The 22,493-nt window shown below is 50.8% G+C and carries 20 protein-coding genes; 9 read left to right on the forward strand and 11 right to left on the reverse strand.

Annotated features, from left to right (window positions below; all coding sequences use genetic code 11):
- Nucleotides 1–13 precede the first annotated feature (13 nt).
- Nucleotides 14–1,573 (forward strand): AbgT family transporter, encoded by a 1,560-nt coding sequence (locus tag MCJ35_RS18740; protein ID WP_008719202.1) that lies wholly within the window; start codon nt 14–16, stop codon nt 1,571–1,573.
- A gap of 15 nt (nt 1,574–1,588) precedes the next feature.
- Complete coding sequence (locus MCJ35_RS18745) at nt 1,589–2,728, forward strand: M20/M25/M40 family metallo-hydrolase (RefSeq protein WP_034577661.1); 1,140 nt, start codon at nt 1,589–1,591, stop codon at nt 2,726–2,728.
- A gap of 75 nt (nt 2,729–2,803) precedes the next feature.
- Here the strand turns inward: MCJ35_RS18745 and MCJ35_RS18750 are convergent, their stop codons facing one another.
- The 6 genes from MCJ35_RS18750 to MCJ35_RS18775 all read right to left on the reverse strand — a co-directional run bounded on the left by MCJ35_RS18750 (nt 2,804) and on the right by MCJ35_RS18775 (nt 9,627).
- Nucleotides 2,804–3,742 (reverse strand): AEC family transporter, encoded by a 939-nt coding sequence (locus MCJ35_RS18750; protein WP_025485915.1) that lies wholly within the window; start codon nt 3,740–3,742, stop codon nt 2,804–2,806.
- A 131-nt stretch (nt 3,743–3,873) separates the two neighbouring features.
- Nucleotides 3,874–4,752, reverse strand: coding sequence for a 3-hydroxy-5-phosphonooxypentane-2,4-dione thiolase (lsrF, locus tag MCJ35_RS18755; protein ID WP_008719209.1), 879 nt, complete (start codon nt 4,750–4,752; stop codon nt 3,874–3,876).
- A gap of 62 nt (nt 4,753–4,814) precedes the next feature.
- On the reverse strand, nt 4,815–5,999 hold the full coding sequence (locus tag MCJ35_RS18760; protein ID WP_025485914.1) for a substrate-binding domain-containing protein: 1,185 nt from the start codon (nt 5,997–5,999) through the stop codon (nt 4,815–4,817).
- 82 nt (nt 6,000–6,081) lie between these two features.
- Nucleotides 6,082–7,071, reverse strand: a complete 990-nt coding sequence (locus MCJ35_RS18765; RefSeq protein ID WP_008719212.1) for an ABC transporter permease — start codon at nt 7,069–7,071, stop codon at nt 6,082–6,084.
- Nucleotides 7,068–8,087: an ABC transporter permease gene (locus MCJ35_RS18770; RefSeq protein WP_008719214.1), complete on the reverse strand. Its 1,020-nt coding sequence runs from the start codon at nt 8,085–8,087 to the stop codon at nt 7,068–7,070. Before MCJ35_RS18770 ends, MCJ35_RS18765 begins: the two co-directional genes overlap by 4 nt.
- Nucleotides 8,088–8,103: 16 nt before the next feature.
- The gene (locus MCJ35_RS18775; RefSeq protein ID WP_025485913.1) at nt 8,104–9,627 is read right to left on the reverse strand and encodes a sugar ABC transporter ATP-binding protein; all 1,524 of its coding nucleotides are present in this window, start codon (nt 9,625–9,627) and stop codon (nt 8,104–8,106) included.
- Between the two features lie 428 nt (nt 9,628–10,055).
- Between MCJ35_RS18775 and MCJ35_RS18780 the strand changes: the two genes are divergently transcribed.
- From MCJ35_RS18780 to MCJ35_RS18790, 3 genes are read left to right on the forward strand one after another with little or no spacing between them, the layout of a single operon-like run.
- Nucleotides 10,056–10,970, forward strand: coding sequence for a sugar-binding transcriptional regulator (locus tag MCJ35_RS18780; protein WP_025485912.1), 915 nt, complete (start codon nt 10,056–10,058; stop codon nt 10,968–10,970).
- A 28-nt stretch (nt 10,971–10,998) separates the two neighbouring features.
- A complete protein-coding gene (lsrK, locus tag MCJ35_RS18785; protein ID WP_025485911.1) occupies nt 10,999–12,564 on the forward strand; it encodes an autoinducer-2 kinase in 1,566 nt (521 codons plus the stop codon).
- Between the two features lie 19 nt (nt 12,565–12,583).
- Nucleotides 12,584–12,934: a cupin domain-containing protein gene (locus MCJ35_RS18790; protein ID WP_008719223.1), complete on the forward strand. Its 351-nt coding sequence runs from the start codon at nt 12,584–12,586 to the stop codon at nt 12,932–12,934.
- A 173-nt stretch (nt 12,935–13,107) separates the two neighbouring features.
- On the opposite strand, the gene MCJ35_RS18795 is transcribed toward MCJ35_RS18790, so the two are convergent.
- The 4 genes from MCJ35_RS18795 to MCJ35_RS18810 are packed head-to-tail and all read right to left on the reverse strand — an operon-like array spanning nt 13,108 to nt 17,063.
- Nucleotides 13,108–14,379: a TRAP transporter large permease gene (locus MCJ35_RS18795; protein WP_025485910.1), complete on the reverse strand. Its 1,272-nt coding sequence runs from the start codon at nt 14,377–14,379 to the stop codon at nt 13,108–13,110.
- 4 nt (nt 14,380–14,383) lie between these two features.
- A complete protein-coding gene (locus MCJ35_RS18800; RefSeq protein ID WP_034577667.1) occupies nt 14,384–14,872 on the reverse strand; it encodes a TRAP transporter small permease in 489 nt (162 codons plus the stop codon).
- A gap of 14 nt (nt 14,873–14,886) precedes the next feature.
- Nucleotides 14,887–15,912, reverse strand: a complete 1,026-nt coding sequence (gene dctP, locus MCJ35_RS18805) for a TRAP transporter substrate-binding protein DctP (protein ID WP_025485907.1) — start codon at nt 15,910–15,912, stop codon at nt 14,887–14,889.
- 14 nt (nt 15,913–15,926) lie between these two features.
- Nucleotides 15,927–17,063, reverse strand: coding sequence for an amidohydrolase family protein (locus MCJ35_RS18810; RefSeq protein WP_025485906.1), 1,137 nt, complete (start codon nt 17,061–17,063; stop codon nt 15,927–15,929).
- A 265-nt stretch (nt 17,064–17,328) separates the two neighbouring features.
- Here MCJ35_RS18810 and MCJ35_RS18815 point away from each other — a divergent pair, with 265 nt between their 5' ends.
- Nucleotides 17,329–18,258 (forward strand): LysR family transcriptional regulator, encoded by a 930-nt coding sequence (locus tag MCJ35_RS18815; protein WP_025485905.1) that lies wholly within the window; start codon nt 17,329–17,331, stop codon nt 18,256–18,258.
- Nucleotides 18,259–18,280: 22 nt separating this feature from the next.
- Here MCJ35_RS18815 and MCJ35_RS18820 read toward each other — a convergent pair whose 3' ends face one another.
- Nucleotides 18,281–19,198 (reverse strand): LysR family transcriptional regulator, encoded by a 918-nt coding sequence (locus MCJ35_RS18820; protein ID WP_025485904.1) that lies wholly within the window; start codon nt 19,196–19,198, stop codon nt 18,281–18,283.
- 180 nt (nt 19,199–19,378) lie between these two features.
- Here MCJ35_RS18820 and MCJ35_RS18825 point away from each other — a divergent pair, with 180 nt between their 5' ends.
- Genes MCJ35_RS18825 through MCJ35_RS18835 form a run of 3 tightly spaced genes read left to right on the forward strand, consistent with a single transcriptional unit; the run spans nt 19,379 to nt 22,391 of the window.
- Nucleotides 19,379–20,401 carry a C-terminal binding protein gene (locus MCJ35_RS18825; RefSeq protein WP_240299611.1) on the forward strand — a complete coding sequence of 341 codons (1,023 nt, stop codon included), beginning with the start codon at nt 19,379–19,381 and terminating at the stop codon, nt 20,399–20,401.
- Between the two features lie 5 nt (nt 20,402–20,406).
- The gene (locus tag MCJ35_RS18830) at nt 20,407–21,114 is read left to right on the forward strand and encodes an RraA family protein (RefSeq protein WP_025485902.1); all 708 of its coding nucleotides are present in this window, start codon (nt 20,407–20,409) and stop codon (nt 21,112–21,114) included.
- Entirely contained in the window at nt 21,111–22,391 is a 1,281-nt protein-coding gene (locus tag MCJ35_RS18835; protein WP_025485901.1) for an SLC13 family permease, read from the forward strand. Before MCJ35_RS18830 ends, MCJ35_RS18835 begins: the two co-directional genes overlap by 4 nt.
- Nucleotides 22,392–22,493: the final 102 nt, after the last annotated feature.

Here is a 22,493-nt window from a genome sequence, read left to right on the forward strand (position 1 = left end):
GAGGATATGATATATGACAAAAGAAAAAACCAGGAATAAGTCCCTGTTCAACCGTTTCTTGGACGTAGTGGAACGGGCAGGCAACAAGCTCCCCCATCCAATCGTTCTGTTCGGCCTCTTCGCCCTGGGCGTGGTGGTCATCTCCGGGCTGCTTCACGCCATGGGCGTTTCCGCGGAAGGCGAATTAATCAACAGCAAAACCGGGGAAGTGGAACACACCATCGTCACGATCAAAAGCCTGTTCAACACCAGCGGCATTGTCTACATGATGACCAATGCGGTTAAGAACTTCACCGGCTTCGCGCCGCTGGGCACCGTGCTGGTGGCCATGCTGGGCGTGGGCGTGGCGGAGCAGAGCGGCTGGATATCCTCCCTGCTGCGAAAGACCGTGGAAATCACACCGGCAGCCCTCATCACACCGGTGGTGGTATTCTTAGGATGTATGTCCAATGTGGCGGGGGACGCGGGCTATGTGGTGCTGATTCCCATCGGCGCCCTGATGTTCATGGCTTACGGCCGTCACCCCATGGCCGGGCTGGCAGCCGCCTTTGCAGGTGTTTCCGGCGGATTCTCGGCTAACCTGCTGGTAGGCACCCTGGATCCCCTGCTCTCAGGAATCACCAATGAGGCCATCCGCATCGTGGATGCCAATTACACGGTACAGCCCACAGGCAACTGGTTCTTCATGTGCGCCTCCACCTTTGTCATCACCATACTTGGCACCATCATAACAGATAAAATCGTGGAACCACGCCTGGGGAAATTTGAAGGCGGGACAGATACTGCCGGTTTCACCTCCAGCTCCATGTCACAGGAAGAGAGCAAGGCCCTCAAGACAGCCAACATCGTACTGGTGGTCATGGTCGTCGGAATGATTGCGCTGCTCATCCCCCAGTCCTCCTTCCTGCGCAACCCCGAGACAGGAAGCCTGGTGGACGGCTCTCCCTTCATGGACAGCATCATCATACTGATCGCGCTCTACTTTTTCGTTCCCGCCGTTGTTTACGGCAGGAAGGCCGGGACCTTTAAGGACCACCGGGACGTATGCGGCTCCATGAGCAAGAGCATGGCTTCCATGAGCACCTATATCTCACTGGTATTCGTGTCATCCCAGTTCATCAACTATTTTAAATACACCAACATCGGCACCATCATCGCACTGAAGGGCGCCAACTTCTTCGGCGCATCGGGAATCGGGCCAATACCGCTAATCATCCTGTTTGTCATCTTCTCCGCATTTGCCAACCTGTTCATGGGTTCTGCCTCTGCGAAGTGGACCATCCTGGCGCCAGTGTTCATTCCCATGTTCATGCTCCTTGGCTTCTCACCGGAGCTGACCCAGGTGGCGTACCGTATCGGCGATTCATGTACCAACGTCATCACCCCGCTTATGTCCCAGTTCGCAACCATCATCATTTTCGCAAAACGCTACGACGACAATGCGGGAATCGGAACCCTGGTGGCAACCATGCTTCCATACAGCCTGATCTTCCTCATCGGATGGACCATCCTCCTGGCATTATGGATGGCCTTCGGCCTTCCGCTCGGCCCCGGCGTTTCACTGATGCTGTAGGAAAGAGGAATACACATGGTCAACCGGAATCGATTACTGGAAACATTCATGGAATATGTCAGGATTGACAGTGAATCAGGAGATGAAAGGGAAATATGCCTGAAGGTGGAACAGGACCTGAAGGCCCTGGGCGCGGACGTGATACGGCAGGGAAATGCACAGGACACCCATTCCAATGGCTGGAACCTGCTGTGCACCCTGAAGGGCAGTCCTGGCCTTCCTCCCCTGATCCTCTCAGCGCACCTGGATACCGTATCTCCCGGAAAGGGAATCGAACCAGTCCTTGGACAGGACGGCGTCCTGCGCAGCAAAGGCCCCACCATCCTTGGCGGGGACGACAAATGCGGGGTAGCGGCCATGGTGGAACTGGCCCGGTCCTTAAAGGACCATCCGGTTCCCCACCGCACGGTCCAGCTTATCTTCACAGTGGGGGAGGAAAGCGGACAGTACGGGGCAAAGGCCCTGGAAAAAGACCGTTCCCTCCTGGAAACGGGTAATGCCCTGGTGCTGGACTCCAGCGGTCCCCCAGGGCGCATGGTCATCTCCGCCCCGGGCCACGCCGTAGTCCGGGCCGTGATTACCGGCAAGGCTTCCCATGCAGGCAACCGCCCCCTGGAAGGAATCAGCGCCATCACCACGGCTGCCCGGGCCGTGGCTGCCATGAAGCTGGGGAAGGTGGATGAGGAAACCACTGCCAATATCGGAACACTCAGCGCCGTGGGTGCCACCAATGTGGTGAACCCCCGCACGGAATTCATTGCCGAGGCCAGAAGCCGGAACAAGGAAAAGCTCAAGACCCAGACAGACCATATGACGGACTGCCTGAAGGCTGCCTGCCATGAATCCGGCGCGGCGCTGGATTATGAAATTGAACATTTATATGAAGGGTTCGATATCCCGGAGGACCATCCCTTCTTATTGGAGCTGTCAGGGATATTCCGCTCCATGGGCATTTCCCCCTTTACCGCCTCCTCCGGCGGGGGCAGTGATGCCAACGCACTGAACGCCATGGGAATCATGGCCGTGAACCTGGGCGTGGGGATGACCAGGGGGCACTCAACGGAGGAGGAGCTGGCAGAGACAGACCTGTATGATACGGCGCGGTTTCTGTGGGAGGCAGCCATATTTCACGGGAACGACTCTTGCCGGGGCTGAGCCACATTTCCCAGACACTCCCGCGCCCGGGCTAAGCCACATTCCCAGGCAAGTCCCGCCCTGCCAGTCCGGCCATCACGCGGCGCTGTAAGCCGCAATCCCGATAAAGAACACCACGGTCATCAGCGTACCCACGGAGAGGGTGGTGGATATATAGGCCCCATCCTCCCCCGTGTCCGCAAACAGCGGTATGATAAAGGGCGCGGGCAGGGCGTACATCAGCAGCATTGCCATGAAAAGCTCCTTATCAAAGGGAGTTACCGTAAATATGACGGCGCTGCCCGCCGCCAATACCGCTGCCAGCACTGCCAGGCGGAGCAAGACCGTCTTCACCACCGGGGCCATCAGCTCCCGTCTAAGTTCCAGCTCATATCCCACCACAATCAGGATCACGCCCGCGGTGGGCGCCGTGATGAAGCCAATGAGGCTTGTCACGATTCCTCCCATCTGCGAGCCAAGGATCACGCTTCCGGCTCCCGACACCCCCAGTATGATGCCTGCCGCCATGCCCAGGCACGCCTTATTGGACACAAGGCTGGCAACCACGTCCCGCGCCCCTGTCTTCTGCCCGTCCGTAATCTTAAGGGCCGACAGGTACACCGTGTACGCAAACACGGTCTGGCCGATATCAACCGTCGCAAACACGGAGGTTGCGCCGCTGCCCCCAATCAGGGCAAAGAGCGCGTATCCCAGCATCCCGCCCTCTGCCGAACTGAGCAGGAAGGGCATGAAACGGTCATATGGCTTCACAAACCGCCTGGTCAGGAAACCAAATCCCAGGGCAATGCCAAATCCCGCATAGACCACCGCAAACACAAGCAGCACCCTCATACTGTAGGAGGCTGTCAGAAATGCATTGAAAAGCACCACCGGCAGGGTGATGTTCCCAATCAGGCCCTTCAGTCCGGCCAGCCCCTTGTCATCAATATACTGTTTTTTCCTGCACAGGCATCCCAGGCCAATCATGGCAATCACGGGCGCCACCATCTGGGCTATTTTTAAAGCCAGTTCCATTTTCCATCCCCCCATTTTCCTAAAATCCTGAAACAAAAGGCAGGCCAACAACGCAGCCTGCCTTTTTTAACCAGCGGATCCGAATCCTTTTCATGTCTCAGGGCACCTTCCAACCGCGCCCCAGCCATCCTTTAGTGGATTGCATCCTCAAAGAATTCATATGCTTCCTTATCCGTAAATCCTTCATGCACAATCTTGCCGATGGCTGCCGCCATCTCCAGGGAATGGGTGCTCTGGAAGATGTTCCTTCCCATATCCACACCGCGCGCCCCTCCGCTGATTGCGTTGTAGGCCAGGGTCAGGGCTTCCTTCTCCGGAAGCTTCTTGCCGCCTGCCACTACAATGGGTACCGGGCAGGCCGCCACTATCTCTTCAAAGTTCTCACAGTAATAGGTCTTGATGATATTGGCGCCCATCTCTGCAACAATACGGGTAGCCAGCTTAAAGAACCGGTCCGTGCGCTCCATCTGTTTGCCAACAGCCACAACGCCCATGGTCGGGATGCTGTATCTCATTCCCAGGTTGATTGCCTTAGAAAGGTTCTCAATGCTGGACAGCTGTCCGTCCGCGCCGATAAAGGTCTGGATGGCCATACAGTCTGCATTCATGCGGATTGCGTCTTCGATGTCAACAGCCAGGATCTCATGGGATAAATCATCGTTGAGCATGGAGGAACCGGAAGTGGAACGCAGGGCAATGCCCTTGCCGCAGTCCGGTGACACGCAGGAGCGCAGTGCCCCCCTGGTGCCCATCAGCACATCCACGTAAGGAACCAGCTTGGGAATCACCAGGTCCAGACGCTCCAGGCCCGCGGTCGACCCCATGAAATATCCATGGTCAAATGCAAACATTACCGTATTGCCGCTTTTGGGGTTAAAAATGTTGGACAGATGTTTCTTCATGCCCCAGTCCAGATGATTGGCCCCCTTCACATAGAATCCTTCATTATTGGCAAAAGGAACGTCCACGTGATAATCCTTTGCAACCTTTACGCCTTCCAAATCAGCCATAATCAAAAATCTCCTTCCAAGTCTTTTCTTACAGTTTAATCAATTTTGTCCTATTTTTCAACTTAGAAGTTATAATCGTTCATGTTGTCTGCGTTGAATACGGTACGCTCAGGCAGCAGCACAACGCCGTTGTTGACTTCTGCTGTGGATGCGCCTTCAACCAGGCAGTCATTTGGCATAACTTCTACTTCACCGATGCTGGGGATATCAATCTTGTCGCCTACATGTACTTCGTTGCCTGCTGCAAGGTAAGCTGCAAGGTAGCATCCCATTGCGCCCTGTACGCCGCAGTCCCAAAGGCCCCACTGCTCAATAACGCCAGCTGCGCAGTAATCCTTGATGGACATTGGGGAAGCAAAACCGGTAATTGTAACGTCATCCTTTGTAAGGCCCTTGTTCTGGGCAGCTTTACACTGTCCGGGAAGCGCGGTGGAGTCGTTACAGATGATCAGGTCAATATCAGAGTGTGCTTCCAGGATGGATGCGCCGATGGAAACAGCCTTCTCTGCATCCTGCTCTGAGTAATAGTTATCAGGAGCTACATTTTCCCAGTTGGGGAAGTTTTCCTTGATGTAGGCTTCGCCTGCAACCTGCCAGGAGTTCTGGTCAGCAACCGTTGCCTGTGAATAATGCCAGCAGTACTTAATTGTATCAGCCTTTACGTCCTTGCCGCGGTTAGTTAAGGAATCAGCGCCCATGTCAACCAGCATCTTGCCTAACAGGTCCGGTGTTCCCTGGCTTACCATCAGGGTACGGGCCGTATCGGAAACGTCTGAATCCCATGTAACAACGGTTACGCCTGCATCCTTTGCCTCTGTCAGGGCTGAATCCAGTCCGGTGGCATCCACGGAAGATACACAGATTGCATCCACGCCGCTGGCAATTGCGTTGTTGATTACATTTACCTGGTCTGCAACCGCCGCATTGGCGCTGCCCTGGTAATCAACGGTAAAGCCCCACTCCTTGGAGTATTCCTGGGCGCCGTTATTAGCGGACTCGAAGAATGCATTGCCGGTCAGCTTGGGGATGAATGCAACGGTCAGGCCGGATACGTCCGCGCCTGCCGCCGGAGCCTCAGCTGCAGTCTCTTCCTTTTTCTCTTCCGCCTTTGTCTCAGCTGCCTCTGCCTTTGTCTCAGCCGCTGTTGTGGGCGCTGCCGTTGTAGGGGTGCTTCCACCGCCGCCGCAGCCTGCCAGCGAAACGGTCATTGCTCCTGCGAGAACCACTGATAACAATTTTTTCTTCATAATCTTGTTCCTCCTTAATAAATTATTATAGTTTTTTTGCATGTTCGTATTTACAGGGAAATCCTGTTCCCATAATACCTTTTTATTTTTTCTTTTTATGGACCAGCGCGATGATCTTCTGGTTATTCACCAGGGAGCGTCCGATGACCACAACAAGCAGGATCAGGCCCACCGGGATATCCAGATACTGCTGGCTTACCTTAAAGCAGAGGGGAAGCCCGAACCTTAAGACGCCGATGACCACCGCTGCCAGGGCTGTTCCAAGGACGCTTCCCTTGCCGCCCGTGCTCAGGGTTCCTCCCAGCACCACCGCCGTGATGATGGGCATGGTCAGGGTTGCGCCGATGTCACTCTTGGCCGTTCCCAGATAGGAGGTCAGGACAATGCCTGCGACCGCCGCGCTCATGGCGGACAGCACATAGGTGCTGAGGATGACCAGCCTGCTGTTGATGCCTGAATACTCGGCTGCATTCTGGTTCACGCCGATGAGGAAGATCTGCCGTCCGTACTTGGTCTTATGAAGCAATATGTAAGCAATGACGGCCAGGGCCAGGAAAATGAGCACCTGGTTGGGTATGACGCCGAACAGCTTAAACTTGGTAATCCTTATAAAGCTGTCAGGAAACCCGTTAATGCCTTTGTAGCTTTCCGTGGCTGACAGGTTGGATACCAGCAGCGCAAGGCCTGAGAACAGGAAGCTGCCACCCAGCGTCACCACCATGGGCTGGACCCCGCAGTAGGCCACGAAGTATCCGGAAAGGGCGCCGCACAGCGCTGCCACCACGATTCCAAGAAGGGCTGCCGCCCAGATGTTAAGTCCCCAGTCCTGCCAGGACACGCCCAGGACAATGGAGGTCAGGCCCACAATGGAACCGGCCTGTATATCGATTCCTCCTGTAATCATTACAAAGGTAACGAACAGGGAAATGATACAGATGGAAATCATATCGTTGATGCTCCCGAACAACACCCGGGGCATCAGGAACTTGCTGTTAGCTGTTGCGAATATGATGAACTCAAGGACCAGGATACAGAGCAGGACGGTCTCCCAGCTTTTAAATGCCTTTTTCATGACTGAACCCCTCCTTTTTTATCAGCATCCGCCGCTGTCCTTGCTGACAGTATGTGGTGCCGGTTCTTCAGGATGGCCCTGTTCTGCGTTACGGTATTGATGACCACGATGGTAATCAGCAGGATGCCTGTAATGGTATTGTCGTAATCAGAGGAGAAGCCCAGGAATACAAGGATCCTGCTGATACTGGACATGATGATGGCGCCGATGGACGCGCCGATCAGGCTTCCCTGTCCTCCTGTCAGTGCAATGCCTCCCAGGACACAGGCCGCGATTGCCTTCATCTCATAGCTGTTGCCCGCGGTGGGCGTTATGAAGCCGATCCGGGAGGTGTAAATCATGCCTGCCGCGGCAGCAAATATACCGCTCAGTATGTAAGCCATGATTTTGGTCTGGGTTGCGGGTATGCCTACAAGGGTGGCGCCTGCCGCGTTGTCCCCCACGGCAATGAAGTATTTGCCCTTCTTGGTCTGTGTCAGTATCAGATGGCCTGCAACCACAATCAGGATGGTCACCGCGTAAAAGGTGGTGAGCTGCCCGGCTATCAGGGTATTGGACATCCTTGTATACTCGGCGGGAAGGTTCTCCACCCACGCCCCCTTTGTATACACATAAATCAGTCCGCGCACCACACCGTTGACGCCAAGGGTAAATATAAGGGATGGGATCTGAAGCACGGAAACCCCAAATCCATTGACAAATCCTATCACTGCCCCGATGGCCAGCGCCGCCAGTATGGCTGCCAGCCAGTTGGATCCGTCCCTCAGCAGGGTTGCCCCCACTGCGGCGGACATGCCCAGGGTAGCGCCCACCGATACATCAATCTCACCCGTAAGGATGACAAAGGCGCTGCCCACTGCCAGCAATGTAAACACCACGCTGTCGTTAAAGCAGTTTAAGATGGATGTGGGCTGCCAGAAAGCCGGGTTTACACATCCCACAATGAATATCAATGCTGCCAGAAATAGAAAACTGCTCATTTCATGGGATTTGATTATCTTTTTCATTTGATTCATGTCTCTCCACCTGCTTTCATTCTTCTGCCACACCAAAGGATGCTGCCATCAGGCTGGCCTGGCTGATTTCCGCCTTGGACAGTTCTCCCTTGATACGCCCGGAAAATACCACCACTGCCCGGTCGGAAAGCTCCACGATTTCTTCCATATCAGAAGATATCAGCATGATTGCTACGCCCTGGGCCTTCAGTTTATGAATAATGGAATACACATCGCCCCTGGCCGCGGCGTCAATGCCACGGGTAGGCTCATCCAGTATGACCAGCTTGGGGTTGGTGGAAAGTGACCTTCCGATAACGATTTTCTGCTGGTTTCCTCCGGAAAGGCTTCCGGCCGTCTGGTCCTGGCCCGTAACCTTGATACGGAAATCATCGATGTAGCGCTGGGCAACCTCCCTTTCCGCTTTCCGGTCCAGGAAAAACCCGCCCATCTTCTTATCCATTAATAAGGAAGACGTTGTGTTGGCTGCCACGTCGCTGATGCCGAACAGGCCGTTCAGCCGCCTGTCCTCAGGCACGTAATTGATGCCTGCCTTCAGCACCTCTGCCGTGGAAAGACCGGTTACATCCTTACCGTCCAGGATTGCCTTTCCTTTTAAGACCTTATCCCTTCCGAATATGGTGGTGGCCAGCTCCGTACGTCCGGCGCCCACCACTCCGGCCACTCCCAGTACCTCGCCGGGGTATACCTTCAGGTTCACGTCCTCGAATCCGTATCCGGAATAATGCTGCAGTTCAAACACCGGCTTCAGGCCTTCATAGTGAATGGCCCCGGCCGCGTCCTTGCCGTCCTTTAATTCAGATTCATCCATATTGGGAGGAAGGAGTCCCTTTACCAGCATCTCCCTGGAAAAATCAGCAACGCGTCCTTTTAATGTAATGATACCGTCCCTCATGATTGCCACATGGGTTGCTATCTGGAACACCTCCGCCAGACGGTGGGTTATGTAGATGATCCCAATGCCCTTCTTCTTTAAATCCTCCACTATCTTAAAAAGGCTTTCCACTTCGTCAAATGTCAGGGCGCTGGTAGGTTCATCCAGAATCAATACCCTTGCGTTCCTTAAAAGCCCCCTCAGCAGCTCAACCAGCTGCTGCTCTGCGATGGAAAGGCTCATGGCCTTCCTGGTCAGGTCCAGGTGCCAGCCAATGTCATCCATGATCTGGATCAGCCGCTTCCTTAAGGGACCTGTCTTTTCCTTGAAACCGATCAGCACGTTCTCCTCAACCGTCATGTTGGGAAAAAGCATGGGTTCCTGGGGTACCATGTAGACCCCTTTTGCAAGTATGACCGAAGGTTTGAAGGTACTTATCTTCCCGCCTGCAATCACAAGCTCCCCTTCGTCAGGCTGGTAGATACCCATGATGATCTTCATCAGGGTGCTCTTTCCAGCACCGTTCCCACCTATCAAAGCCAGCACCTCGCCCTTACCAACATCCAGGTCAATTCCTTTTAAAACTGCGTTTAAGCCAAATGTCTTAAAGACGCCGCGGGCAGAAAGCAGCATGTCTTTTGAATCACATGTTCCTGCTTGACTCATGTTTACCCTCCTTAGCGCATCTGTATTTATCGTTTTTGATATTTTTGTTTGTTAATAAAACATTTGTAACACTTGTAAGTATACGGGAATGACATAAGTTTGTCAAGGGGTTTTCAGCATTTTAACATGATTTACGCGAATCCGCACAGACCATTTTTAGTGGTTTGTACCTTTTACTTTTCTGTTTTGCCTTATTTTTTCACGAATTAGTGCGCATTTATTAAGGTTCATTCCCCTATTTCATGTGTATTTCCCCCAATTTTGCATATTGACATTAATGTTGCCCTTTGATATACTAATGTCAAAGTAAACATTTTATTTGAATCAAAACATTTGTTTCACGTCTTTTCTATTGTTTGGCTTCATATGTTTTGCTTCATAATATAAATCATGTTACAAATCGTGATACAGGAGGTGTTAGGGCCGGTATGGATTATGAAGATTCCTTAATCGTTAAAACAGCCTGGTACTATTATATAGAAAACATGACCCAGCAGAAGATTTCCGAGAAGCTGGGGATATCCCGCATGAAGGTCATCAAGCTGCTGGAAAAGGCCAGACAGACAGGGGTGATTCAGTTTAAGATTTCTCCTGAGCGGAGCCAGCAGCTGATGCTCGAACAGAAACTCACCACCCAGTGGAACTTAAAGGATGTCTTTGTGGTCCCCACCCCGCCGAACGGCTCCAACCTCAACGAGACCATTGCCCAGGCAGCCGCCATGTATATCGGAGACAGGCTGACGGAGAACATGTTCATCAACATGGGATACGGGGACACCCCCAGCAGGGTGCTGAACCATCTGGCCACCATAGCCGAATCCCCCATCTCCGTGGTTTCCCTCACAGGCGGGGTCAGCTATTACCTGCCCAATATCCGTTCCAACATCTTCAATGCCAAGCTTTACCTGTACCCCGCCCCCCTTCTTGTATCCTCAAAGGAGATGTGCAAGGCCATGCGTGACGAGCCGCCCATCCAGGAGATTGCAAGGATGGTCCGCCTGGCCACCATGACCGTGGTGGGAATCGGGGCCATGAACGAGGATGCAACCATTATCTCCAACGGTATCTTGAATCCCAATGACTTCCTGTACCTTTCCATGCAGGGAGCGGTCGGCGATATACTGACCCACTTTTTTGACAAGGATGGCAGCCCTATCCACAGCGACATCGAGGAACGGCTGTTCAGCACCTCGTTGAATACATTGAAGAGCCTGAATAATGTAATCGGCATATCCGGCGGTCCTCAGAAGGTGGATGCCATACGCGCCGCCCTCAGGGGCAGTTATCTGGATGTTTTAATCACGGATGAGGACACTGCGATGCAGCTGATTGATTTAGATTAAAGGAGAAATCAAAAAGGAGGAGTTACATATGTCAAAGAAATACTTTCTTGCTGTTGATGCCGGTACAGGCAGCGTCCGGGCGGTCCTGTTCGATCTGGACGGCAACCAGGCCGCATGTGTGCAACAGGAATGGGAGCACAAAGAAGACCCCAGATATCCGGGCAGCATGGATTTTGACTGGACATACAACTGGGAACTGACCTGCGGATGCATCCGGGGCGTACTGAAGGAATCAGGAATCGCGCCGGAAGAGATTGCAGCCGTCTCCACCACCTGTATGAGGGAGGGGATTGTACTCTACGACGGATCGGGCAGGGAAATCTGGGCCTGCGCCAACGTGGATGCCAGAAGCGATGATGAAGTGGGCCGCCTGCGCCAGGCCTATCCCGGCCAGGAAAAGGAACTGTATCTGGAGTCCGGACAGACCTATGCCCTGGACGCCCTGCCACGTCTTCTGTGGGTCAAGGACAAGATGCCGGAAGTATACGAAAAGCTGGCCTATGTGGGCATGTTTAATGACTGGCTCATCTATAAGATGACCGGGGTCCTGGCCGTGGAACCCAGCAACGGTTCCACCACCGGCCTGTTCAGCCTCAAGAAGAGGGACTGGGATCCTACCATTGCAGAGCGCTGCGGACTGCGCACCGACATTTTCCCCGAGGTACGCGAGTGCGGCTCCACCGCCGGGACCGTGACAGCCCAGTGTGAGGCCCAGACAGGACTGGCCCAGGGCACGCCCGTGATTGTGGGCGGCGGCGACGCCCAGTTAGGCTGCATCGGCGTAGGGGTGGTGAAGCCAAACCAGGCAGCTGTCTTTGGCGGCAGCTTCTGGCAGTATGAGTACAACACAGGGGACGGCCAGACCGACCAGGACTGCCGTGTCCGCGTCAACTGCCACGCCGTACCGGGCGTATGGCAGTACGAGGCCCTTGCATTTAAACCCGGCCTTGTGATGCGATGGTTCCGGGACGGCTTCTGCCAGGCCGAGAAGGAGCTGGCAAAGCTTGAGGGCACGGACCCTTACGATGTGATGAACCGGTATGCCAAGGATATACCGGCCGGATGCTACGGCATGATGTGTACATTTTCCGATGTCATGAACTTCATCAGCTGGAAGCATGCTTCGCCCACCTTTACCAACTTTGAACTGGACCCGGTGCGCTTCTCCAAGTACACGTTCTACCGCGCCATCCTTGAGAACACAGCCCTGGTCACCAAGGGCCATCTGGACCTGGTCCGGGAGGCCACTGGCAACCAGCCTGAGGAAATCATTTTCGCAGGAGGCGCTTCCAAGAGCCCGCTGTGGTGCCAGATACTGTCCGATGTGCTGGGACTTCCCGTGAAGGTCCCGGTTGTCAAAGAGGCAACGGCCCTGGGTGCCGCCATCCTGGCAGGCTATGGGGTAGGGATATACGACGACATGTCAGAGGCAGCCGGGAAGCTGGTGAAATGGGACACCACCTATGTCCCTGATATGGAGAAGCATAAGATTTACTGTGAAATGTATGAACAATGGCGCAAGGTTTACAAGGCTCAGCTGGATATCTGCAACCAGGATCTGACCAAGAGCATGTGGGCTGCCCCAGGATTATAGAATAGGAGGACATATTAAGATGTTTATTGTAAATGAGAGTGAGAAAGAATACCGCTTCGGCAACAGCGGCCCCAAATACCTGATGAAAGGCCCGAGGATGAATTTTGCAGTGGTGCAGTTCCAGCCAGGGGAGGATTTTAAGGCGCATTACCACAATATCATGGAGGAGAACTTCTTTGTCCTGGAAGGAGAAATCGACATTGTGGTTGACGGGACCGTGCATCATTTAAAACAAGGGGATCTGATCCATATAGAACCTTCTGAAATCCACTACTGCGTCAACTCTTATGATAAGACAGTGAAGATGATATCCACATTGGCTCCTTATCAGGAAGTGGATAAGGTGGAGATTGAGGATTATACTTATTGATGGGATACCGTTTGGGGAAGGGTCCGGCCGTGGATATGGCCGGGCCCTTTTTCCGCCAAAAAAAGCGTAAATAAAATGCCCACCCTGTCTGGTCCACAGGGTGGGCGGCGTCCGTAAGGATATTTAGAATACTCATCCTGATTCCTACCGCCCATATCCTGAACAGTAAGACCTTACCCTCTAATCAAAAAGAGCGAAACCTGAGGCACAAACGCTATGATGACTACCGCGATGAACGCCGCAATCAAAAACGGCCAGACACCTTTCACCACATCTGAAAAAGTTGTATCTGCTGTCGATGCCGCGGTAAACAGGTTCAGCCCAAAGGGAGGCGTTATGAAGCCGACTACCAGACACACACAGAACACCGCGCCCAGGTGAACCGGATCAATCCCCAACCGCACTCCGATAGGAACCAAAATCGGGCCAAGGATAACGATGCTGGATAGTGTCTCCATAATACATCCAACCAGAAAGAGGATCAGCATCAATATAATCAGATACGATACACGGTTATTCAAATACGGAATTACAGCATTGGCGATTTTAACCGGTATCTTAGCAACCGCCAATGTCCATCCAAAACAATTAGACAGTCCCACGATGAAAACCACCATGGCCGAGGTCTGTATGGTCTTCATCATTGCCTCCTTAAAGCGCTGCAATGACAATTCCCGGTACAGGACACCTAATATCAAACTGTAAATCACGCACACCGTGGCGGCTTCCGTAGGGGTAAAAAATCCTCCATAGATGCCTCCCAGTATTATGACCGGCAGAAGAAGCACGCCAAGCGCTTTCCATATGGACCGTAATACCTCTTTTGTGGTATATACAGCCTTTTCCGGCTTAATCCCGCCTCTTACGGCAATAATCGTGTTAGTAATGATGAACAGTACCGCCATCAGTATTCCCGGAAGTATCCCAGCCATAAACAGCTTTGGGACAGAAACACTCATGGTACATCCATATACAATAATCGGGATGCTGGGCGGTATGATCGGCCCCAGAGCGCCGCCTGCCGCCAGTAATCCGGAGGCAGTGGTCCTGGAGTATCCAGCCTTCATCATAGTAGGAATCATCAATGCACCGATGGCCGCCACGGTTGCCGGACCCGAACCAGTTAATGCCGCAAACAGGGTACAGCAGATAATGGTTATGGTCCCCATGCTTCCCGGTATCCAGCCAAACATCTTTTCAACACAATCTATCAGCCGTTTCGACAGCCCCCCGGACTCCATAAGGTAACCCGAAAGTGTAAATAGAGGAATTGCCAGCAACACAAAGCTGTCCATCCCCAAAACACTTCTCTGTGACAGGATTACCAGCGGTTTCATGTGTGTAACCGTAAGAAACACAGCAGTTGACAGACCAATAGAATAAGCGATAGGGACTCCAAATAAAATAAGTACAAACAACGTGATAAATATAATTCCAAATTCCATGCCATCAGCCCTCCCTATCCATATTCATTTTGGCCTCGCATATATTTCTGACCGCATTCACAATCATGCCTATTCCCCCTACAGGGACAGACGCATAAATATATCCCATGGGAATACGCAGCGTAGGACTTGGCTGTGTCATGGTATAACCGATCATGCGCATCCCCTCGATAATCAGGATCAAAGCAAGAAGAATCATCAGTCCATGAATCACGATTTCATGAATATACTTCTTTTTACCCTTTAATCTGTTGTTGAGTATTGATACCACGGCATGGCTTCCGTATCTCACGCAGATACTGGCTCCCAGCATATTCATCCATACAAAACAGTATCTTGCAAATTCCTCCGTACCAGTCATAGACGCATTCAGCACATATCTGGTAACAACCTGAAGTGTCGATGCCACAATGATTCCTGCCAGCAGAACGACTGCAGCCGACTGGTATATTTTATTCATACAATCATCTATCTTCATTATCCTGTCCATCATTTCACCTCCCGCCATCATCTTCCCAGTTTCCGGAAAACCATATCCACATATTCCGCCCCAATGGTATCACGGTATGTTTTATAGACAGGCTCTGAGGCTTGTATAAACCCTGTCTTATCTTCCACGGAATTGACAACGACTCCCATATCTTCCATTTTCCCGATAAAATCCGTCTCAATTTCTTTTACAAATTCCCGCTGTCTCCTTCCAGCTTCAACTGCCGCGGTCTGGAACCACGTTTTTTCCTCCTCTGACAGGCTCTCCCATGTCTGCCTGGAAATAACAATTGCTGCCGGGGAATAAAAATGCTCTGTAAGCGACAGATACGAACAGACTTCCCCATACCCTGTGGCATAGAAGGAGGAGATGGGAAGCTCCAGGCCGTCAACCGTCCTCTGCTGTACCGCTGTATATGTCTCACTGAACGCCATAGTAGTAGGGTTACTTGCAAAAGCTTTAAATGCATCCAAATAGATGGCTGTTTCCGGAAGGCGTATTTTCATCCCCTTCAAGTCCCCTTCTGACTCAATTGGCTTTATATTGTTCATGACGCTCCTGAAGCCGCCCTCTCCCCATGCAAGGAATTTCACATCACAATCGTCATAGAGTTTCTGTTTCGGTCCCTCCATCACGGTTTCATCATCAAGAATACGATATGCCTCGTCACGGGATGTAAATAAAAACGGCAGGTCAAATGTCTGGAATTCCGGCACAAAGGACCCAAAACTGAAGTTGGTAATTAAGGCCGCATCCACCGTCCCCATTTTCATACCCTCAATCATATCCCGCTCACCGCCCAAAATGGAATCGGTCAGGATATCCACCGCAAACCTTCCGCCCGATGCCTTTGCCAACTCCTCACCGAAATAAACAGCCAGTACCTGATACTGGTCATCCGCCTTCGCACTGTTTACATGACCAATCTGAATCACCTTTGCCCCGTCCGTATCCGTCATGAATTTCTTCTGCCCGGTGCTGCAGCCCGATAAAACCGCTGCCGCACAAATCATGCTGATTCCTGCTAACAATCCCCTATGCATCCATGCATCCTCCTCTAAATAAAATCATACTGCCTGTGCAGGATAACACCCTCCTTAACCGTCAATTCAGGCTTTATCATCTGCAATCCGTATGCCGTATTGCCATAGCTGTCCTTCATCTCAACATTCCTATCCTCTATCCTGAATATAGCGATGTCTGCCGGAGCATCAATCCCCAATCCTCCCATCTGTGGTTCCTTCATCAGCTTAGCAGGTACTACCGTGCACCGTCTGATGATTTCAGGAAACCCCATCCCCAGATTCAACAGTTCCGTCATGATATGGGTAAACGAATATGCAGGGAACCGGTTCATGGATAAAAGACTTAAATCAGAGCTTACAATATCAGGGTAGAATCCCTCACCGATTGCCTGCCTTGCCACTTTTATGGAAAAGTTCCGGCTTCCATGCCCCAGTTCAAAGAGAATCCCCCGCTTCCTGGCCTCCCACACAGCCGGCAGCACCTTTTCATCATTCCCCAGAACCGTCTTCCCCTTTTCATGGAATACATGGCAATATATATCTCCCGGACGCAGCATCCCAAGCGTATCCGCTGTCTCCCCCGGAGAATCCGTGGCATGAACAGAAATCCTTAACCCTACTTCTTCTGCTACTTTTATTGTTTTTTCCAAGCACTTAAGCCCGTATCCGCCAACAATATCCTTCCCCTGCCTCAGCTTAATCCCTATGATATTATCCCTGTACTTATGGCATAATTCCCTCATCCGATCCACATCGAAAAGATCAGGATTACAGTTTTCATTAAACCGATGTGTCATTTGGCCAAGACTGGTGATATGAATGAAGCTTTTCATTGTCAAAATACTCCTACACACAACATCCCGGTAAAAGCCTTCAAAATTTGAGGTTCCCGCCGAACCTGCATCCACCATGGCCGTCACCCCATGAGGAATCAGAGCCAATTCCGCCGGCATGGAAAAATCGCTTATCCCATAAAATGCATGGGCATGGAAATCAATGAGGCCCGGAACCACATAGCATCCCGATGCATCAATGGATTGCGCACATTGGTATTCTGACAGGTTTCCGGCCGCTGCTATGGCACGGCCTTTAATCCCAATATCCATTACCTGGTCGATATCATTCTTAATATCCAGCACATGCCCGTTCCGTATAATCGTATCCAGCATATCCCTTTCCTTTCACGTCTTTTTATTTTGATAACTTTATGTTATTCTTTTCACAATTTACAATTGTATCATTCAATCTATATCTTAGAAAAACATTTTTAATTGTATCATATCCCCCCTCATCTATTGTCATTATTTCTTATTTCAGCAGTTATTTTTTAAATATTTTGTTTATATTTTCATATTAGTACATTCAGGCCTTGAAGTCCAATGACAATTACGATATACTAATTATAACTTTTTTTCATATTTATAGGAGGGTGAAATGATTAAGAACTTTGAATATTTTCTGATGATAGTCGAAGAAGGCAGCCTGTCAAAGGCAGCAGAAAAGCTATATGTATCACAACCAGCCCTCAGTAAATACCTGAAACGTCTGGAGGATGAGACCGGAATAGAACTCTTTAATCATTCCCGCTCCCCTCTTTCCCTTACCTATGCCGGAGAACAATACTTAAAATACATATCCGAGGTAGACCGGTTGGACAAACAGATGATAAAAGAATTATCAGAGCTAAAGACCAATAAGAGAGGGCGTCTCAAAATCGGGCTGGCGTTATGGCGCAGTTCCTGTATCCTGCCGGAGATACTGCCTATTTTCAACACCCGGTATCCAGATATCGAATTAACGCTCATGGAAGGCAACTCGGAATATCTGGTAAGCAACCTGCTTAAAAACCGTATGGACGTCTGTATCATGAATCCAATTGCCACTTTAGATTACAGCAATCTTGATTATGAAATCATCATGGAGGAAAAAATCTATCTTGCCGCCAACCGGAACCATCATCTGGTTTCCAGATACAGCCATGATACCGTATCCGATCCCCCGTATTTTGATGTCCGCCTAATCGAGAACGAGAGGCTGTTCCTCACAAAGCCAGGCCAGAACCTGACACGTATCCTCTCCTCCATGTTCAGCAAGAACCGGATGAGCCCGGCCAAAGTCCTGGAGACCGCCAATCTGACCACGGCCATCAACCTGGTCTCTGCCGGTCTGGGATTTACCTTCATCCCTGAAGCAGGAACCAAATCTGATTTACTGCCTCCCAACATCATGCTTTTCACCATAGACCAGCCGGCTTTAACCTGGCCGTTAGCTGTCTTTTTCAAGAAAGGAGCCTACATCACACCAACCTGTCAGAACTTTATCAATACGTTAAAAGAGGTCTATGCCATTCCATCCAGCAGATAGGCTGTTCCGGCTCCTGAATATGCTACAGGATTTCCTTCATGCAATCCACAAGAAGCCTGGCCTGTCTCCTAAGCGGCAAACTGTTCCTATATGCCACCCCCACCTCCCACCTAAGGGGCGGGTCATCGATGGAGAAGAAATACAGACCATCGTTCTGTCCCCGTATAGAAAGAACTGCTTCCGGAACAAACGTGACGCCTATCCCAATTTTGACCATATTCATTGCCGTCACGATATTAGATGTCTCCAGAAGGACATTGGGATGAATTCCCAGCTTATTCAGATAGTTCTGGGTTATATCCCTAATATTCTGTCCCTGCTTGAGAAGGACAAACTCCTCCTCTTCAAACTTAAGGAATTCTTCATGCGACAGAACATTCACCCCCTCGGGATTGCCTATCTCCACTCCTGCCAGTTTCGGATTATCTTTGTTCACACAGAATAATATCTTCTCGAACAGCAGATGCTCAAAGGTAAAATCATGGTAGCTGTTGGGAAGATGGAAAATAGAGAAATCAACTTTGCCCAGTTCCAACATAGACGCCATATGCTGGTGGGAGCCCTCCTGTATGCCCACATGGATCCTTGGATACCGTGCCCTAAAAACCGGCAGTACCACCGGCATCAGTATGGAGGACCTCCACACTGTGATTCCCATGGAAACCTCTCCTGTCTCGCTGCTCCGCAAATATGACAACTCCTCCAGCAGCCATTTTTCCCTCCTTGTTATCTCTTTCACATGGGATAAGTACAGTTCCCCTGCATCTGTCAGCTTAAGCGGATAAGAATCCCTGCAGAACAATTCCTCTCCAATATTCTCTTCCAGACGCTTCAGGTATTTGCTGAGGGATGGCTGGGATATGTACAGACGGCCTGCTGCTTTTGAAATGCTTCCCTCTTCCGCTATGGCCATGAAATACTCATAATTTTTAAATACCATTCTCTCCCTCCAAAACATTATTCCTAAAAGTCTATATATTTAATAGAATAACGTATCTTAGACAAAAAGTACAGACACGATTATAATTAAATCAGATTTCAGACAGGAACCTCTGCGATGGCCATCACCGGGATTAGTCTTTACTGAAATACTCCCATACACATAAAATGGAGGTACTCTATGTGGAATGCAGTTATCGTTGACTGTAACTACGGAAGTGTAAGCCTGGAAAATCAGGAATACATCAAACATGAATATGAAAAAAACGGAATAAATCTACGCCTTGCACATTATACAACCCCCCAGGAAATCCTGGATAACTGCAAGGATGCGGATGCAATATTAGGAACCGGCAATCCGCCCATCACAAAGGAGGTCCTGGAAGGGCTGCCAAAGCTTAAGGTTGTACAGCGCTTTGGCATCGGCGTCAATTCCATTGATTTGGAGGCAGCCACAAAAACCGGCACCCTGATACTCTACATGCCCGGCTTCTGCGTTCAGGAACTGGCCCTTCACGCCTCTGCCCTGATACTGAACCTTCTGCGCAATGTATCATTCTATGACCGGAATATACGAAATGGACAATGGCCCAAAGCTCAGGGATACATCCCCCGCAACCCCAAAGATCTGGTGCTGGGACTTTATGGTTTTGGCGGTTCCGCCCGCCCCTTATATGATATCTTCTATCACGGTTTCGGCACAAAGGTCATAACCTGCGACCCATATGTCAAAAAGGATATCAAGGAAAACTACGATGTGGAGATTGTCTACTTTGATGAACTTCTGGCACGGGCGGACATCCTTTCCATCCACGCCCCCCTAACAGCTGAGACGCGCCATATATTCAACCGTGAAGCATTTGTAAAAATGAAAAAAGAAGCCATGATCATCAACATTTCCCGGGGCGGGCTGATTGACCAGGAAGCCCTTACATGGGCCCTTGATCATGGGGAGATCCGTTTTGCCGGTCTGGATGTCTTTGAACAGGAACCGCTTCCCGCCTCCAACCCGCTGGTCCATCAGGATCAGGCTATCCTCACATGCCATAGCGCGTTTTACGGAGACCATGCGCAAAAGAACCAGATACAGTGGTCCATTGACCTGGTGGACTCTGTACTAAACAAAAAATGTATCAGGAAAACATACATAGCAAATAAAGACGTGACAAGTAAGATTAACGGTTTTCAAATTATGGAGGATTGATTATTATGAGTAAGAATATCGGATGTTGTATCGTAACAGGGCACAAACGCCCGGATGCTGCTTTAGTAAACCGTTTCAGGGAACTGCCCGTGGCAAATATCGATGACTGTATGAACAGGACGGCGGCCGTCCACCAGAACATACGCCCCATGAACAGCGCAAAGCTTTTAGGTCCGGCCTTCACGGTAAAGGTTCCACAGGGAGATAACCTGATGTTCCACAAAGCCATGGATCTTGCAATGCCAGGTGATGTCATCGTGATTGATGCAGGGGGAATGGACAACCGCGCCATCTTCGGCGAATTGATGGTTCAATACTGTAAGCTCCGCGGCATTGCCGGAGTCATTGTTGACGGAACAATACGTGATTATGACACTATCTCACAGATGGATTTTCCAGTCTATGCCCGCGGAATCAATCCAAACGGTCCATATAAAAACGGACCAGGCGAAATCGGAACCACCATCTCCTTTGGCGGCCAAATCGTACGGCCCGGGGATATCATAGCAGGGGATGCAGACGGAATCATCGTCATACGGCCGGAAGAAGCCGAGGAACTGGCCAATCAGGCGGATGCCGTGTTAAAGAAAGAGGCCGGTATCATGGAAACCATGGAAACAGCAGGCACCTACAGCCGGCCATGGGTCGATGAAAAGCTGAAGGAACTGGGGTGTGAGTATATGACAGACGAAGAGAGGAGAGCGTATCTATGACACCTGCAATCATTTCACTCATCATACTCGCCATCATGGCGTTCTTCTTTGTGACAGATAAACTGCCTTTGGCGCTTACTTCCATGTTAGGCGCAGTTGTTCTCGTCCTGGCAGGGATACTTCCAAAGGAAAATTTGTTCTCTGCTTTTTCAGGAAGTACTGTCGTTCTCCTGGCAGCAATGATGGTGATTGGTTCTGCTCTTTTCCACACGGGAATTGCGGAAAAAATGAGTAATATCATCGTAAAGGTAACAGGCACTTCTGAAAATGGAATCATGATAGCCACCGTACTGGTGGCCACCATCCTTTCTTCCATCTGCAGCGGCGTTGCTGTTGTGGCCATGCTGCTGCCCATTGTTATCGGAATCAGCATGAAGGCCGGTGTATCCGTGTCCCGTCAGATGATTCCCCTGGCCTTTGCAGCCAGTTTCGGATGTAATCTGACTTTGGTGGGTGCTGCCAGCAACATAGTCGTAAATGGCCAGCTGGAATCCTTAGGCGCCGCCCCGCTGACGTTCCTGGAGCTTGGCAAGGTCGGGGTTCCTATCTGCATCTTTGGTATCTTATATTTTTTAACCATAGGAAAGAAAGCCCTTATCCAGGGCGACTCATCTGATAAGGATTATCTCCTGGAATTTACCGGCAGTGCCGATGCCTCCTCCTCAAACCAGTTTAATTCCTTCAAAGCCATCCTATGCCTGATTATCCTGGCGGCCGTATTGATTGCCATGTCTGTAAACAGCAGCGCATTCCCCATGCATCTGGTAGCAACAGCCGGCGCCCTGATCATGATACTGACCGGATGCATCAAGGAACATGAGGCGTACAAAGCCATTGACTGGTCCACTATTTTCATCGTGGGCGGCATGAGCGCGGTATCAAAGGCAATGGATGTCAGCGGAGCCGGACTTCTAATCAGCAACGGGGCAATCCGGCTTCTGGGAGAACACCCCAGTAAGATTGCCGTACTTCTTGTCATCTTCCTGTTGACCTGTGTCCTTACCAATATCATGATGAATACCTCCACTGCCCTGCTGGTCACTCCGCTTTTCATCCCCATTGCATTTGCCCTGGATATTAATCCGGCCTCTATCGCAGTTGCAATCTGTGTCGCTGCCTCCAGCCCATTTTTAACCCCGGTAGGTTCCGGCACCAATACCCTGGTGGTGCGTCCCGGCAATCTGGGGTTTATGGATTTTTTCAAACCCGGTCTGGGCATGACCGTGGTTGTCACAGTTGTCAGTATGATTTTTATTCCTTTGTTTTGGCCTTTATAATACGCATACTGCTTTTTAATAACCAGAAAGATGGGGTTGCCAAAAATGTCGTACAGGGTACTGTCTGACCATGCCGCCCACAATGGTTCCGATTAGTTGAAT

The sequence above is a fragment of the Enterocloster sp. OA13 genome, assembly GCF_022440595.1.
Taxonomy (GTDB): Bacteria; Bacillota; Clostridia; order Lachnospirales; family Lachnospiraceae; genus Enterocloster; species Enterocloster hominis.